Source organism: Nocardioides sp. YR527 (assembly GCF_900101045.1).
In the GTDB taxonomy this organism is placed as follows: domain Bacteria; phylum Actinomycetota; class Actinomycetes; order Propionibacteriales; family Nocardioidaceae; genus Nocardioides.
On the sequence record NZ_FNFN01000007.1, the window covers coordinates 124698 to 138630 of the forward strand.

The window sequence follows — 13933 nt, forward strand, 5'->3', positions numbered from 1 at the left end:
CCGCACTGTGTTGGAAACCCTCGGCGCCCCGGGCTCCACCAGTCTCAAACGGCTCGCACGCCAGCTACCAGAACATTGCTTCAGATTGCTTGAAGGCGGGAGCGTGCGGTCTCGATCTGACCCGCCGCGGCGGCACCGAAGACCGCCTGATCCTTGAGGGCATCGAATGTACGCAGGAAGTAGTTGATGTCCTCGGGGCGCGAGGAGCGCAACGACCCTGACCAGAACTCCTGCACGATCAACTGGTCGTCGAACAGGTAGAACCCCTCACCGGGGAACAGAGATCGGGGCTGCGTGAGCGGGATGATTCCGACCGAGACGTACGGCATCGCCGCTACCTCGAGCAGCCGGTCGAGCTGCTCACTCATCACCTCGGCGCCGCCGACATTGGTGTAGAGCGCCGCAGCCTCCAGCACGAAGATGAAGGAGTTCGTGCCCGTCCCCAGGAAGCGTTGTCGCTCCAGGCGGTTCCTGGCCGCCTGCTCGACGTCCTCGACCGGAAGGCCGCACTGATGAGCATGGAGGGTGCCCTGCGCGACGGCGTAGCCGAACGTCTGCAAGTAGCCCGGGAAGTTCACTGACTCGTAGACGCGGAGCAGCTTGGTGCGCTCGTAGAGCGGCATGTTGCGTATCTGGATGTGCTTCATCCCGGCGCGGTGATCGCGGCGCCATTCCATCCACATCTGCTCGACCTCGCGGCGAGCCGCGATCAGGTTCGAGACTTGATCGTCCGCACGGCACGCAGACGCCCACGCTCTGACGTCGGCGTCAGTTGGGTTCTGCGTGCCGTGCTCGATCTTGGAGACCTTCGACCGGCCCCAACCGCAGTGCTCGGCGAGCGCAGCACCGCTCAGACCGGCGTCGAGCCTGAGATCTCGGAGACGTACGGCAAACGCTTGCTTTGCCGCGTTCGACGGCGTCATGTCGGCCATGGCCGAGCCCCCTCAGGCGGGCTTGTACTCGTGATGTGGCGTCGCGAGGTCCCAAGCAGATTCGAAGGCGTTCCGGCAGAACTCCACCAGATCGGGGTCGCGATCCAGCTGGATCTCGACTTGCTCGTCGTTGCCGCCGTGCACGTTGAACATCACGAGGTCGTCCATCACGAAGGTGTCGTTGCCGGGGAGCGGCAGGCCGGAGACCAGCCGTCGCGGGAGCCAACGCAGCTCCTCACCGGCATCGACACCGAAGTGGCTGATGTCGAAGAGTGTTCGCTGGTACTGCGAGAGCGGCTCGGAGACGACCCGGACCCTTCGGAGCCTCAGACCCGCGGCCTTCACCGTCTCCACCTGCTTCAGCCAGGGGGCCATGGAGTCGGCGACCGCCCGGTCGTCCCCGCGCCGCCAGGCGTCGAACAGGGCGTCGTCGATGGCGTAGCTGTCACGCAGTTCCAGCTTCAGGAACGGGCGGCCAGCCCAGAGGAGGGCAGAGCGCTGCTCAGGTGAGATCGACTCCATGGTTCTCCTTCACGTACTTGCGGACGAACGCATCCATGGTTCGGCCCGAGACTTCCAGATAGGTCTCGTCGTCAGCGAGGCTCACGAGCTGGTCGGCCACCTGCGGGCCTCGGATCTTGCCCTGCACCACCCACGAGCCGCGATCCGTCTCGTAGAACGTCTCACACCCTTCGCTGCCCGTGGAGTCCGGGTCCTTGATGAAGAACGTCGCGGTGAGGTCATCATCCTGAGTCGGGGTGTGTTCCATGTTCTTCCTCCTGGTCGAACTGCCGAGATGCCCCAACCTTGCGGGCGACCATCTGGTGTAGCCGCCGTGCCGATGACGGAGAGAAGCTCTTCGACGGCCGCGGTCCTTGCCATTCTTGTCCGGTCCCGAACCGGCGACCAGGATGTTGCTTCAGATTTCTTGAACTCGGGTCCGTACGGCCTCGATCTGCTCGATCGCGGGGCACCGATCTCGCACGGCGCGTGTCTTCAGGAGGGGCGATGATCTGCGCCACTAAGACTTTCCCCACCCGTCAATAGTCCTTTCGGCCACCCAGGGAATGGTCTTCGGCTGGATGTATCCGCCCTCCGATCAGCGAAGACTGGCACCTCCCAGCGCCATCCTCGGGAGGAAGAAATGAAGCGCATCTCAGTACCGCTCGCAGTCGCCGTCGTCTCGCTGGCAGCCACACTGGCCCCAGTGGCCTCGCTGGCCGGTCCGGCCCCGGCAGAGGCCGCGCCACCGGACAGCATCACGTGGGGCAAGTGCCCCGCCGAGATATCTCCGGTGCCGATCCCGGAAGGGATGCAGTGCGGGACCCTGAAGGTCCCCCTGGACTACGGCGACCCGGACGGCAAGACGATCGACATCGCGGTCTCGCGGCTGGCGAGCACGAAGCCCGAGAAGCGACGCGGCATCCTGGTGACCAACCCCGGCGGCCCCTCCGCAGGCGAGGGCTACCCGGCGATGCTCGTCGCGATGGGTCTCCCGCAGAGCGTCCGAGACAGCTACGACGTGATCGGCTTCGACCCGCGCGGGATCGGCCGCAGCACCCCGGTGACGTGCGATCTCACCGCGGAACAACAGCTGACCGGGAACATCCCGCCGTACGCGCTCGACGCCGCCGACGTGGCCAAGCAGGCAGCCGTGAGCAAGCAGATCGCCCAACAGTGCGCGAGGTCCAAGACATCCTGGATGCTGCCGCACGTCACCCCGGCCAACACCGCACGTGACATGGATCGGATCCGGGCCGCGCTGGGCGAGTCGAAGCTGTCCTACGCCGGCGCCTCCTGGGGAACCCACCTGGGCGCGGTCTACACCACCCTGTTCCCGCAGCGAAGCGACCGGATCGTGCTCGACAGCAACCTGGGGCCGGGTGGCTGGGACTACGCGAGCAACCGACTGTGGTCGCAGGGCGTCGAGGACACCTTCCCGGCCTTCGCAAGGTTCGCCGCGGCCAACCACCGCGAGTACGGCCTGGGCAAGACACCGGCGCAGGTACGAGCGAAGTACCTCGAGCTCGCCGAGCGGCTGGAGAAGAAGCCGATCCCGACGCCGGACGGCCCCTTCGACCACGTCGCGTTCCGGCTGATCAACTTCGGGCTGCTGTACGGCCCGACCCAGCTGCCGCTGCTGGCGGACATCTGGCACGCGGTCGACGCGAACCAGCCGCCGCCACCGCTGCCCGGAGGCGACGCCGTGACCGACGTGGACAACCTCATCTCCGGTCGCTACTACATGATCTGCAGCGACGCGCGCTGGCCTTCGCCGGTTGCGACCTACCAGCGCAACGTCACTGTCGACAGGATCAGGTATCCGCTGTTCGGTGCGGCCGGAGCCAACATCACGCCGTGCGCGTACTGGCCGGCTCCCGAGGAACCGCAGGTCCGGATCACCGATCAGGGTCCGGCCAACGTCCTGATGGTGCAGAACCTTCGCGACCCGGCGACACCGCTCGACGGTGCGCGGGAGATGCGGGCGGCATTGGGCAAGCGGGCCACCATGGTGACCGCCGACCAGAGCGGCCACGGCGTCTACCCGGGCGGCCGGAACCGCTGCGCGAACCATGCGGTGACGACGTACCTGACCACGGGTGAGCGGCCGGCCCGCGACTACCACTGCTCGGCCGACGCCGCACCCCGCTGATCTGTGCCCGATCGGTCGAGGCCGGGCGGCGCAGGCCCACGGGCGTTGGAAGCCCTGGACCTGACGCCGCCCGGCCACCGGCTCAGGCCAGCGCGGTCTTCAGCGTGTCGATCGCCAGGGTCATCGCTGCCTTCTTCGCGTAGGTGTCCCGCAGCGCGTCGAGCATCACGAAGTCGTGGATGACGCCGCCGAGGCGGACCTGGACGGTCGGCACGCCCGCTTCACGGAGCTTGCCCGCGTACGCCTCGCCCTCGTCACGCAGCACGTCGGCCTCGGCGGTGATCACCAGCGCCGGCGGCAGGCCGGTGAGCTGCTCGGTGGTCGCCCGCAGCGGCGAGGCGGTGATCTGGGCACGCTCGGCCTCGTCGGTCGTGTACTGGTCCCAGAACCACTGCATCCCGTCGCGGCGCAGGAAGTAGCCTTCGGCGAACTGGTGGTAGGACTCGGTCTCGAAGGCGGCGTCGGTGACCGGGTAGAAGAGCACCTGGTGCTTCAGCTCGATCCCGCCACGCTCCTTGGCCATCAGCGTGAGCGCCGCGGCCATGTTGCCCCCGACGGAGTCGCCGGAGACCGCGATGCGGGAGGCGTCGAGCCCCTTCTCGGCGCCGTGGGCGACGACCCACTGGGCGGCCGCGAAGTTCTGCTCGATCGCGACGGGGTACCTCGCCTCGGGCGAGAGGTCGTACTCCGGGAACACGACGGCGACGCCCGCGCCGACCGCGAGCTCGCGGACCAGGCGGTCGTGCGTACCGGCGTTGCCGAACACCCAGCCGGCGCCGTGGATGTAGATGAGGACGGGAAGCGTGCCGGTGGCGCCGGCGGGCCTGACGATGCGGACCTTCACCTCACCGGTCGGGCCGCCCTCGACGGTGACCCACTCCTCGTCGACATCCGGCTTGGCGACGCCGTCACCGGACTGGACCTGGTTGACGGCCTCGCGGCCCTCGGCGGGACCGAGGTCGAACAGGTAGGGCGGGTTGGCGGTGGCGGCGGCGAACTCGGCTGCGGCCGGCTCCAGGACGGGCTTGGACATGTCGTCTCACTCCTTACGGTGAATTACCTTGCGTACAAGGAATCTACGCCGCACTTACCTTGCGCGCAAGGTTTTCCTGGAAAAAGATTGCGCGCAAGGTTGTAAAGTGGGGCGTATGACCGAGACTCGCCACAGCCTGGAGCTGAGCGAGCAGCTGTGCTTCTCGCTCTACACCGCGCAGCGGCTCGTGACCGCGGCCTACCGACCGATCCTGGACGCCCTGGGCCTGACCTACTCCCAGTACGTCGCCATGCTCGTGCTCTGGGAGAGCTCCCCGATCACCATGGGCGAGCTCGGCGAGCGTCTCGGGTTGGACTACGGCACCGTGACACCGCTGGTCAAGCGCCTCGAGGCCGCCGGGCTGATCACCCGCGAGAAGCGCCCCGAGGACCAGCGCAGCGTCCGGCTACGCCTGACCGACGCCGGCACCGAGCTGCGCGGCCGAGCCGAAGGCGTGCCCGACACCATCGCCGAGGTGATGGCACTGCAGACCGAGGAGTTCACCACCCTCAAGGACTCGCTGGAACACCTCAGCGACAACGTCGCCACACGCCTGCCCTGAGCGGCCGGGCGTTCCGCCGTCGTCAGTCGACCAGGCGCAGGTCACCCTCGGCGCGGGGCGGCAGGTTGGAGAGGGCGGCCTGGACCAGCGCGACGCGCGCCTTGACCGTGACCGCCCGACGGAGGCGGCCGACGTCGTCACCGATGTTGCGCTCGACGGACTCGCGGATCTGCTCCTCCGGGAAGGCCGGACGACCTCCGACCGGGACCTCGACGTCGGGGAGATCGGTGAGCACCGGGAAGATCTGGGTGCCGATGCTGTCCAGGAGCTTGAAGCGCTGGAAGCGGTCGGTCTCGTCCCAAACCTTGTCGATGTCGGCGCCGCCCTTGCGGAACCTCCTGCCGGAGGCCAGGACGGTCTTGGCCGTCCCGGTCAGGGCAACGGTGAGCTCATGCTCGGTCAATCGCATGAGCCCAAGCATGCCCTCAACCGGTCCGGACATCCGCCCCGGGCTGATCACCGATCGATAACACCTGCTCCCAGCCATCAAGCCCGGTCAGGCGCAGATGATCAGGCGGCGTTGAAGGTCGCCGGATCCGGGCCGGTGCGACCCTCGCTCTCCAGGGCGTCGACCGCGGCCAGGTCGGCGTCGGTGAGTTCGAAGCCGAACACGTCGAGGTTCTCCGCGATCCGCGAAGGGGTCACCGACTTGGGGATCACGATCCTGCCCCGCTGGAGGTGCCAGCGCAGGATCACCTGGGCAGGCGTGCGACCGAGGCGGTCGGCGATCTCGGTGATCGCCGGGTTCTGGAGCACCGCACCCTGGGCGAGCGGGCTCCAGGCCTCGGTGGCGATCCCGAGCCCGTCGTTCGCGGCGACCGTGGCGCGCTGCTGCAGCGCGGGGTGCAGCTCGATCTGGTTGACGGCGGGCACCGTGCCACCGAGCTCGACGATCCGGTCCAGGTGCTCGGGCAGGAAGTTCGAGACGCCGATCGCGCGGACCCGCTTCGCGGCGTACAGCTCCTCGAGGCCCTGCCAGGCGCCGACGTACAGATCACGGGCGGGGGTGGGCCAGTGGATCAGGTAGAGGTCGACCTGGTCGAGGCCGAGGAGCTCGAGGCTCTTCTCGTACGCCTCGACCGGACGCTCGTGGTCGGCGTTCCAGAGCTTCGTGGTGATGAAGAGCTCCTCGCGGGCGATGCCCGACTTCGCGAGCGCACGGCCGACGCCGGCCTCGTTGCCGTAGACCGCCGCGGTGTCGATGCTGCGGTAGCCGGCCTCGAGCGCCGCGGTGACGGCCGCCTCGGTCTCGTCGTCCGGCACCTGGAAGACGCCGTAGCCGAGCTGCGGCATCTCGAGGCCGTTGTTCAGGGTGATGTTCGGGATGGTCATGAGACTTCTCTTCTCTCTGAGATGGGTGAGGTTCAGGCAGGGACAGGAACGGGCGTACGCCGCTCGCCGCCGGGCGCACGGACGGCGACCAGGAGCACGACGAGGCCGACGGCGGTGACCGCGGCACCGGCCCACAGCGGCGAGGTGTAGCCGAGGCCGGCGGCGAGGGTGATGCCGCCGATCCACGCGCCGAGCGCGTTGCCGACGTTGAAGGCGGCGATGTTGGCGCCGGAGGCGAGGGTGGGCGCCTGGTCGGCGTACCCCATCACCCGCATCTGCAGGGCCGGCACCGTACCGAAGCCGACGGCGCCCATCAGGACCAGGGCGATGACGGTCAGCACCTGGCTGGTCGCGACGAGGGCGAAGCCGGCGAGGACGACGGTCAGGGCGGCCAGGAGCACGCCGAGGGTCTTGACCAGGTCACGGTCGGCGGCCCGGCCGCCGACGATGTTGCCGACGAACAGGCCGACCCCGAAGAGGACGAGCAGCAGCGGCACCGCCCCGGCGGAGAAGCCGCTGACCTCGGTCAGCGTGAAGGCGATGTAGGTGAAGCCGCCGAACATGCCGCCGTAGCCGAGCACGGTCAGGGCGATCGAGAGCCAGACCTGTGGGCTGGTGAAGGCGGCCAGCTCGGTACGTACTGCCGGGGCGGCGGCCTCGCTGCGGCCGGTGTGGGCCGGGACCAGGAGGGCGATGCCGACGAAGGCGATGATGCCGATGACGGTGATCGCCCAGAAGGTCGAGCGCCAGCCGGCGGCCTGGCCGAGCAGGGTGCCCAACGGAACGCCGAGGACGTTGGCCAGGGTGAGGCCGCCGAACATGAACGCGATCGCGCTGGCCTTGCGGTCCGGGGCGACCAGCTGCGCGGCGACGACGGAGCCGATGCCGAAGAAGGCGCCGTGGCACAGTGCCGCGACGATCCGGCCGGCCATCATCGTGGCGTAGTCGGGTGACATCGCGGAGATCAGGTTGCCGAGGATGAACAGCACCATCAGGCCGAGCAGGGCGACCTTGCGGGGCACTCGGGTGAGCAGGAGGGTGAGGCCGACGGCGCCGATCGCGACGCTGAGGGCGTAGCCGGAGATGAGGTAGCCGGCGGTGGTCTCGCTGACCCCGAAGTCGGTGGAGACCTCGGGCAGCAGGCCCATGATGACGAACTCGGTGAGGCCGATGCCGAACCCTCCGATCGCGAGGGCTAGCAGTGCGACGGGCATGGATGACTCCTGAGCTGGACGGATTGCGTCTGTCGATAGTCGGCGTGCGCAGTAGTTGCACACGCTTCGTATTTATAGTTGCACACGCGCACTATCCGCGCAATTCGGGTATGCTGGAGTCGTCCACGAAGGAGGACCCATGGGAATCGCTGACGACGCCGTCGAGATCCGCGCACAGGGCTGGCGCACACTGGCCGCGGTGCACGGCCTGATCGAGGCCGCACTCGAGAAGGCGCTGCAGCGCGAGCACGGGCTGTCGGTCGTCGAGTTCACCGTCCTCGACGCGCTCAGCCGTCAGGACGGCTGGCACATGCGCATGCAGCAGCTGGCGCGCGCGGCGGCCCTCTCTTCCTCGGCTACGACCCGGTTGGTCACGCGCCTGGAGAACCGCGACCTCCTCACCCGGATCCTGTGCGCCGACGACCGCCGCGGGATCTACACCGAGCTCACGCCCGCCGGACGCGCCCTGCTGAAGAAGGCCCGTCCGCTGCACGACGAGGTGCTGCGTACGGCACTGGACGAGGCCGCCGAGATCCCCGAGCTCGCGCCGCTCGTGCACGCGCTCGGGTCGTTGTCACCGGCCTGATCCCCCGCCTGGTCTCTCAGGCGAGCCAGCCGTTGCGGCGAGCGGTGAGGGCCGCCTCGGTCTTGTTGCGGGTGCCGGTCTTGCCGATGGCCGCGGAGAGATAGTTGCGCACCGTGCTCGGCGAGAGGAAGAGCCGCCCGGCGATGTCGGCGACGCTCGACCCGTCCTCGGAGGCCGCGAGCACGTCGCGCTCGCGCGCGGTCAGCGGGTTCGGGGCAGCGCGGAGCGTGGCGGCGGCCAGGGCGGGGTCGAGGACCGTCTCGCCGCGCAGCACCCGCCGGATCGCGCCGGCCAACTCCTCGACCGGCCCGTCCTTGACCAGGAAGCCGACCGCGCCCGCGGCCATCGCCTGACGCACATAGCCGGGCCGGGAGAACGTCGTCAGGATCATCACCCGGCACTCCGGGATTGACGCGCGCAGCTCGCGTGCGGCCTCGAGTCCGCTGATCCCGGGCAGCTCGATGTCGAGCAGCGCCACATCGGGGCGCACCTCGAGCGCCGTCGGCACGATCTCGGTGCCGGTCCCGACCTGGGCGACCACCTCGAGGTCGTCCTCGAGCCCGAGCAGCACGGCGAGCGCGCCGCGCATCATCGCCTGGTCCTCGGCGAGCAGGATCCGGATCACGACGCCGGCACCCTCGCCTCGAGGCGGAACCCGTCGACCCCAGGACGTACGTCGAGGCGACCGTCGACCGCACGCAGCCGCTGCCGCAGGCCTTCGAGCCCGCCTGACCTCTCGCCCGTGTCCACCGGGCCCCCGACCCCGTCGTCGACCACGGCGAGCCGGAGCTCGCCGCCGTCCTCGGAGAGCTCGAAACGGCAGCTGGCCGCACCGGAATGGCGGATCACGTTGGTCGCCCCCTCGCGTACGACCCAGGCGAGCGCCTGGCCGGCGATGTCGGGCACCTCGGCCTGGGCAGCGGTGATCGACGTACGGATCCCGGCGGCGTCGAGCGCACGACGCGCGCCGTCGAGCTCCTCGGCCAGGGAGAGCGTCTTCATCTGGTCGACGGCGGCCCGGACGTCGGCCAGGGCCGCGCGGCCGACCTCCTCGATGTCGGCCGCGTGCGCGGCGGCCGCCTCCGGGTCACGAGCCGCCAGGCGGCGTACGGCCTCGGCCTTGACGACCATCACGCTCAACGTGTGACCGAGCAGGTCATGGAGGTCACGGGACATCCGGGCACGCTCCTCGGCCACGGCGGCCCGGGCGAGCTCCTCCCGGGTGCGGCGGAGCTGCTCGACCGCTTCGATCAGGCGGAGGAAGGAGGTCGTGGTGACGCCGCTGAGCAAGATGCCACCGACGCTGAGCAGGTAGGCGTCGCCGATGCCCTCGATGACCGCGATCGAGACCGCGACCCCGACCGTGGCCAGGGCGATGGCGCCGGCCAGGCGCCAGCCGCGCAGCACCGCCGGCGAGACGATCGCCAGCACGCCCCAGACCGTCTGCCAGCCCTCGCCCTGCATCGCGGCGAGCACGATGAGGCCGACGAGGACGGGCAGCAGGACCGCCACTCGGCCGGTGACCACCAAGGCGACGGCGGCCACCCCGACGGCCACCACCAGGGCGGCCTGGCCGACGGCCAGGAGCACGTCGCCGGAGAGGTTGAGCAGCGGGAAGAGCAGCAGCACCGGCAGCCACACCAGCACCACGCCGTGGCGCTGGAGGTGACACCGCAGCCCGGACACGATCGTCACCCTATCGCCGCCGCAGGCCGGCGATGACCACAACGGCCACGACGACGTGCAGGCTCGCGAGCCCCAGGCCGGCGGCCAGGGTGAGCGCGCTGGTCGGCGTGATCAGGGAGACCACGGCGATCCCGACGGCAAGCATCGTCCAGCGCCTGGTCCCGCGCTCGGAACGCCCCTCCCACCAGCGCAGCAGCGCTCCGCCGGCCAGCGCGATGATCAGGCTGCTGACGATCACCGAGCCGACTCCGATCTGCTGGCTGCCGGCGCCCGACTTCACCTCGAGCTCCACTCCCCCGGCCTGGGTCCACAGCAGCCATACGGCCGTCGCAGCCACGGCCGCCGTGGCCGCCACGCCGCCGATCCGCGCCCATCCGACCCGGGTGCGCTGCGCGGTCTCGTTCGTCACGGTTGTCATCGCGATTCCTCCGTCTCCACCACCCACCGTCGGTGGTGTCTCCAGACTCGCGTTCCGGGGTGCCCGGGCGTCAGATCTGATTGTCCGGACCCGACGGTGACAATTGTCAGTGGGCACGTGTGCCTATCGTGGAGGCATGCGCATCGCCATCGTCGGCGGCCACGGCAAGGTCGCCCTGCACCTCCATCCGATCCTCGCGGCCGCGGGCCACACCCCGCTCGCGCTCGTACGCAGCGAGAGCTACCGAGCCGAGCTCGAAGCGCTCGGGGCCGAGGTGGGCCTGCTCGACATCGAGAACCAGGACGCCGACGGGTTCGCCGCCGCCTTCGCGGGCAGCGATGCGGTGGTCTTCGCCGCCGGCGGCGGCCCCGACGGCAACAAGGAGCGCAAGCGCACCGTCGACCTGGAGGGCTCGACCAAGTCGATCGCCGGCGCGAAGGCTGCCGGCATCCGGCGCTTCGTGCAGGTCTCGGCGATCAACGTCGACGAGCCGGTCCCGGCCGACGCCGGCGAGGTGTGGACGGCCTACGTCGAGGCCAAGCGCGACGCCGACATCGCCCTGCGCGACAGCGACCTCGAGTGGACCATCCTGCGTCCCGGTGGCCTCACCGACGACCCCGCGACCGGACGGGTGAAGCTGGCCCCGAAGCTCGGCCGCGACACCATCCCGCGTGCCGACGTGGCCGCGGTGATCGCCGCCGTGATCGACGACGACGCCACCGTCGGCAAGCAGTGGGAGCTGGTCTCCGGCGACGCCTCGGTCGACGAGGCCATCGCCGCCGTCCTCTAGCGCAGGCCCAGCAGACCTCTGACGTACGCCGCCTGGCCGATGTGCTGGGCGGCGTCGTCGACGATGCTGACCAGTCGGACCGCGGCGGTGACCGGCGGGTCCCAGTGCTCGTCGACGACCCGGGCGAGGTCGTCGTCGCCGAGCGTGTCGACCAGATCGATCGTCGCCTCGTGGACGGCCTGGTAGTAGCCGGTCAGCAGCGCCGGGTCCTCCAGCCGGAACGCCGCGACCTCCGCGGCACTCTGCCCGTAGCCCATCGCCCGGGGCTTGTACGGCAGCCCGAACCGCTCCACCCAGCCGTCCCGCGTCCACACCTCCTCGGTGCCGGCGAGCGGCGCGATCTGGACGTCCTCCATCCGGGCGATGTGCCACAGGGTCCAGGCGATCGAGTTCGCCCCGTCGTACGGCCGCCACAGCAGGTCGTCGACCGAGAGGCCGTCGACGATCGCGGGAAGGCTCTCCGCGATCCGGCCGAAGCCGTCCGCGAGCAGTCGCTGGGACCAGGTTTCGCTCATACCTTCCGTTCTACACCGTCGCGGTTCCCCGGCGGCAACAGCGCCTGCGCGTCGCTCCACATCCGGGTGACGACGTCGGCGGCCGGCTCGGCGACGGCGCGACCCGCGGCCTGGCCGGCCCAGTGGTTGGCGCGGTCCAGCGGCACCGCGGCGGCAGGATCCGGGATCCCCTTGCGCCAGCGGCCGACCAGGCCGCGCTGGTGCGGGTAGGGCGCCGGCGAAGGCGCGCCCGGCGCCTCCCAGGAGCGCACGTACCCCGTCGGGGCCGCGCGGCCCAGGCGCCCGGAGTAGGCCCGGGTGGCGACCGTGTCCTCCGGCGCGAGGCCCTCGAGCGAGGCCGCCCAGGCCTCGGCGATCCCGGTCTCCGGCGACCGCAGCAGCGCGCTGCCGACCTGGACGGCACTCGCACCGAGGGTCAGCGCAGCGGCGGCCGCACGCCCGTCGGCGATCGCGCCGGTGGCAATGACCGGCACATCGACCCCGTCGACGATGTGGGGCAGCAGCGCGAACAGTCCCACGGCCGTACGCTCCGCCGTCTCCGGCTCGAAGACACCTCGGTGCCCACCGGCCTCGAGACCCTGCGCGACGACGGCATCGGCGCCGGCCTCCTGCGCGGCCAGCGCCTCGGCCAGGGTCGTGGCGCACGCGAACCAGGCGATCCCGGCCTCGTGCAGGCGCTCGACGTACTCCGGCGAGAAGGTCCCCATGATCGAGGAGACGACCCGCGGCCGGGCGGCGAGCATCGCCTCGCACTGCTCCTCGAACGACGGTGCGGGCGGCTGCTCGGGGCCCGGCGTACCGAACCTGCCCAGGAAATCCTCTGCGGCCGATATCCCGGCCGGGTCGTCGTCGAGAGGGTCGGGGATCCAGATGTTCAGCTGGAACGGCCCGGTCGACAGCGACCGGAACTCCGCCACCCACTCCGCGATCCGCGCCGGCGAGTCGAGCACCACCCCCGACGCGCCCATCCCTCCCGCGTCGGCGACCGCAGCCGCCAGCGCGGGCGGGCAGGCACCCGCCATCGGCGCCTGAAGGATCGGCATCGAGAGGCCGTACGCCTCGCAGAACTCCTGAGCACGTCGTCGGGCCGTCATGCATTCACGGTAGCGCCCGGAAACTCCTGGCGCCGCTCGCCCCGGCGCGGCAGGATCGGGCCCATGCGCACCCTCATCTACTCAGCGTTCGTGTCCATCGACGGCGTCGTCGACTCCCCCGGCGGCGGCTCCGCCTCCGAGCAGCACCGCAGCGGCGGCTGGACCTTTCAGGACATCGAGTTCCTGCCGGAGGCGTACGCGATCAAGGGCAGCGAGATGGAGGAGGCCGGCGCGATGATGTTCGGCCGGCGCAGCTACGAGGCGTTCGCGCCGATCTGGCCCGACATCGAGGACTTCACGGTGGTGAAGGAGATCCCGAAGTACGTCGTCTCGACCTCCCTCGGCGAGGAGGCTCTCGTGGAGGGCTGGGGTCCGCAGACCGTGCTGAGGTCGCTCGAGGAGGTCGCGGATCTCAAGCAGGGCGACGGCGGCCCGATCCTGATCGCCGGCAGCGCCGAGCTCGCCCGCAACCTCTCCGACGCCGGCCTGATCGACCGCTACCACCTGCTCGTCTTCCCTGTCGTCCTCGGCGCCGGGAAGTCGATGTGGAGCGAGACCGACAAGGACAAGCAGCGGCTCACCCTGGTCGAGTCGGAGGCCTACGCCAACGGCATCCTCAAGCTCGTCTACGACGTCGTCCGCTGACTCTCGTCGATCAGACCGTCCCGGCCCCAGCGGGGTGTCGGACCGGGGTCGCCGAGGTCGGTGCCGGGCGGGTCCTGGGAGACGTCCTTGGCGATCGCCGTGCCCCAGGCGAAGTAGGCCATCAGCGTCTCGTGCAGCTCGGGACGGTCGGCCAGCACCTCCTCGATCGCGGCCTGCATCAGCTCGAGCCAGCGTTGCCGGTGCTCCTCGCGGATCCCGAGCCCGAGGTGGACCCTCAACAGCTCCTGATGGCCGCCGAGGGTGGCGGTGAAGTCGGCCGGTCCACCGAAGATCTCTCCCAGCCAGATCGCCACCCGCTCGACGTGCGTGAGCGTGAAGCTCGCGAACACCGGCGCCAGGAGCTCGTCGGCCAGCACTCGTTCGTAGAACGCATCACTCAGCCGGCGCAGCGCGGGCGCGCCACCGAGGTCGTCGTACAAGGTCATGGTTCACGATGGCGCGCGATCCCGCGA

General features: G+C 70.1%; 18 protein-coding genes. 5 read left to right on the forward strand and 13 right to left on the reverse strand.

What is annotated here, in order from left to right; genetic code table 11:
• Window positions 1-80: 80 nt before the first annotated feature.
• The 3 genes from BLT25_RS21650 to BLT25_RS21660 are packed head-to-tail and all read right to left on the reverse strand — an operon-like array spanning window position 81 to window position 1701.
• Window positions 81-932, reverse strand: a complete 852-nt coding sequence (locus BLT25_RS21650; protein ID WP_091050405.1) for a helix-turn-helix domain-containing protein — start codon at window positions 930-932, stop codon at window positions 81-83.
• A 12-nt stretch (window positions 933-944) separates the two neighbouring features.
• Window positions 945-1454 carry a DUF6879 family protein gene (locus BLT25_RS21655; RefSeq protein WP_091050408.1) on the reverse strand — a complete coding sequence of 170 codons (510 nt, stop codon included), beginning with the start codon at window positions 1452-1454 and terminating at the stop codon, window positions 945-947.
• The gene (locus tag BLT25_RS21660) at window positions 1435-1701 is read right to left on the reverse strand and encodes a hypothetical protein (RefSeq protein ID WP_091050411.1); all 267 of its coding nucleotides are present in this window, start codon (window positions 1699-1701) and stop codon (window positions 1435-1437) included. The genes BLT25_RS21655 and BLT25_RS21660 overlap by 20 nt, the downstream gene beginning before the upstream one ends.
• Window positions 1702-2076: 375 nt before the next feature.
• Between BLT25_RS21660 and BLT25_RS21665 the strand changes: the two genes are divergently transcribed.
• Entirely contained in the window at window positions 2077-3585 is a 1509-nt protein-coding gene (locus tag BLT25_RS21665; protein ID WP_091050413.1) for an alpha/beta hydrolase, read from the forward strand.
• Between the two features lie 82 nt (window positions 3586-3667).
• Here the strand turns inward: BLT25_RS21665 and BLT25_RS21670 are convergent, their stop codons facing one another.
• Window positions 3668-4618: an alpha/beta hydrolase gene (locus BLT25_RS21670; RefSeq protein ID WP_091050415.1), complete on the reverse strand. Its 951-nt coding sequence runs from the start codon at window positions 4616-4618 to the stop codon at window positions 3668-3670.
• Window positions 4619-4733: 115 nt separating this feature from the next.
• On the opposite strand from BLT25_RS21670, the gene BLT25_RS21675 reads away from it, so the two are divergent.
• Window positions 4734-5180: a MarR family winged helix-turn-helix transcriptional regulator gene (locus tag BLT25_RS21675; RefSeq protein ID WP_091050418.1), complete on the forward strand. Its 447-nt coding sequence runs from the start codon at window positions 4734-4736 to the stop codon at window positions 5178-5180.
• Between the two features lie 22 nt (window positions 5181-5202).
• On the opposite strand, the gene BLT25_RS21680 is transcribed toward BLT25_RS21675, so the two are convergent.
• From BLT25_RS21680 to BLT25_RS21690, 3 genes are all read right to left on the reverse strand, one after another.
• Complete coding sequence (locus BLT25_RS21680; RefSeq protein WP_091050420.1) at window positions 5203-5589, reverse strand: hypothetical protein; 387 nt, start codon at window positions 5587-5589, stop codon at window positions 5203-5205.
• Between the two features lie 101 nt (window positions 5590-5690).
• Window positions 5691-6512 (reverse strand): aldo/keto reductase, encoded by an 822-nt coding sequence (locus BLT25_RS21685; protein ID WP_091050423.1) that lies wholly within the window; start codon window positions 6510-6512, stop codon window positions 5691-5693.
• Window positions 6513-6544: 32 nt separating this feature from the next.
• The gene (locus tag BLT25_RS21690) at window positions 6545-7726 is read right to left on the reverse strand and encodes an MFS transporter (protein WP_091050425.1); all 1182 of its coding nucleotides are present in this window, start codon (window positions 7724-7726) and stop codon (window positions 6545-6547) included.
• A 139-nt stretch (window positions 7727-7865) separates the two neighbouring features.
• Between BLT25_RS21690 and BLT25_RS21695 the strand changes: the two genes are divergently transcribed.
• Window positions 7866-8312 carry a MarR family winged helix-turn-helix transcriptional regulator gene (locus BLT25_RS21695; protein WP_091050428.1) on the forward strand — a complete coding sequence of 149 codons (447 nt, stop codon included), beginning with the start codon at window positions 7866-7868 and terminating at the stop codon, window positions 8310-8312.
• Between the two features lie 16 nt (window positions 8313-8328).
• Here the strand turns inward: BLT25_RS21695 and BLT25_RS21700 are convergent, their stop codons facing one another.
• From BLT25_RS21700 to BLT25_RS21710, 3 genes are read right to left on the reverse strand one after another with little or no spacing between them, the layout of a single operon-like run.
• Complete coding sequence (locus tag BLT25_RS21700; protein WP_091050431.1) at window positions 8329-8937, reverse strand: response regulator transcription factor; 609 nt, start codon at window positions 8935-8937, stop codon at window positions 8329-8331.
• Window positions 8934-9998, reverse strand: coding sequence for a sensor histidine kinase (locus tag BLT25_RS21705; RefSeq protein ID WP_143033815.1), 1065 nt, complete (start codon window positions 9996-9998; stop codon window positions 8934-8936). Before BLT25_RS21705 ends, BLT25_RS21700 begins: the two co-directional genes overlap by 4 nt.
• A gap of 10 nt (window positions 9999-10008) precedes the next feature.
• Entirely contained in the window at window positions 10009-10416 is a 408-nt protein-coding gene (locus tag BLT25_RS21710; protein WP_091050435.1) for a DUF6069 family protein, read from the reverse strand.
• A 136-nt stretch (window positions 10417-10552) separates the two neighbouring features.
• Here BLT25_RS21710 and BLT25_RS21715 point away from each other — a divergent pair, with 136 nt between their 5' ends.
• Window positions 10553-11206, forward strand: a complete 654-nt coding sequence (locus tag BLT25_RS21715) for an NAD(P)H-binding protein (protein ID WP_091050436.1) — start codon at window positions 10553-10555, stop codon at window positions 11204-11206.
• Here the strand turns inward: BLT25_RS21715 and BLT25_RS21720 are convergent.
• Both BLT25_RS21720 and BLT25_RS21725 read right to left on the reverse strand, forming a co-directional pair.
• A complete protein-coding gene (locus BLT25_RS21720) occupies window positions 11203-11721 on the reverse strand; it encodes a mycothiol transferase (RefSeq protein ID WP_091050438.1) in 519 nt (172 codons plus the stop codon). The genes BLT25_RS21715 and BLT25_RS21720 overlap by 4 nt on opposite strands.
• Window positions 11718-12815 carry an NAD(P)H-dependent flavin oxidoreductase gene (locus tag BLT25_RS21725; RefSeq protein WP_091050441.1) on the reverse strand — a complete coding sequence of 366 codons (1098 nt, stop codon included), beginning with the start codon at window positions 12813-12815 and terminating at the stop codon, window positions 11718-11720. Before BLT25_RS21725 ends, BLT25_RS21720 begins: the two co-directional genes overlap by 4 nt.
• A 63-nt stretch (window positions 12816-12878) precedes the next feature.
• Between BLT25_RS21725 and BLT25_RS21730 the strand changes: the two genes are divergently transcribed.
• On the forward strand, window positions 12879-13460 hold the full coding sequence (locus BLT25_RS21730; RefSeq protein WP_091050443.1) for a dihydrofolate reductase family protein: 582 nt from the start codon (window positions 12879-12881) through the stop codon (window positions 13458-13460).
• Here BLT25_RS21730 and BLT25_RS21735 read toward each other — a convergent pair.
• On the reverse strand, window positions 13442-13906 hold the full coding sequence (locus tag BLT25_RS21735; RefSeq protein ID WP_091050446.1) for a group II truncated hemoglobin: 465 nt from the start codon (window positions 13904-13906) through the stop codon (window positions 13442-13444). The two genes, BLT25_RS21730 and BLT25_RS21735, sit on opposite strands and share 19 nt — an antisense overlap.
• Window positions 13907-13933: the final 27 nt, after the last annotated feature.